Genomic DNA, 651 nt, shown 5'->3' with positions numbered 1-651 from the left:
GCTACCGTGTTCAGCGTGGCCGATTTGATTGATTGATTGTCGTGTTCTGCCACAACCAAAACTTTCGCCAGATTGCTCATCTCGTCGTCTCCCTTAGATGACCTTGGCTTCGGTCTTGAGTTTTTCGACGAGCGTTGCCACGTCCGCCACCTTCACCCCAGCGCTGCGCTTGGGCGGCTCGGCAACCTTCAGCGTCTTCAGGCGCGGGCTCACGTCAACGCCCAGATCCGCCGGCTTGACCGTCTCCAGCGGCTTCTTCTTCGCCTTCATGATGTTGGGCAGCGTCACGTAACGCGGCTCGTTCAGGCGCAGGTCCGTCGTGATCACCGCCGGCAGCGACAGCGACACCGTCTCCAGACCGCCGTCCACTTCGCGCGTGACTTGTGCACGGTTATCTGCGACGGTCACCTTCGAGGCGAACGTCGCCTGCGGCAGCTTCGTGAGCGCCGCGAGCATCTGACCCGTTTGATTGGAATCGTCGTCGATCGCCTGCTTGCCCAGGATCACCAGTTGCGGCTGCTCCTTCTCGACGATGGCCTTAAGCAGCTTGGCCACGGCCAGCGGCTGCAATTCTTCGTCCGACTCGATCAGGATCGCGCGATCCGCGCCGATCGCCAGCGCCGTGCGCAGCGTCTCCTGCGACTGGGCCAC

General features: G+C 62.2%; 1 protein-coding gene. It reads right to left on the bottom strand.

Annotation, left to right across the window (positions count from 1 at the left end):
* Positions 1–93: 93 nt before the first annotated feature.
* Positions 94–651: electron transfer flavoprotein subunit beta/FixA family protein (locus tag PCA20602_RS25485; RefSeq protein WP_150723569.1), on the bottom strand; the 558-nt coding region annotated here is incomplete at its 5' end.

Source organism: Pandoraea capi (genome assembly GCF_902459735.1).
Classification (GTDB): domain Bacteria; phylum Pseudomonadota; class Gammaproteobacteria; order Burkholderiales; family Burkholderiaceae; genus Pandoraea; species Pandoraea capi.
The sequence above is the reverse complement of the archived record's forward strand: the minus strand, read 5'-3'. Positions and strand labels throughout refer to the sequence as shown.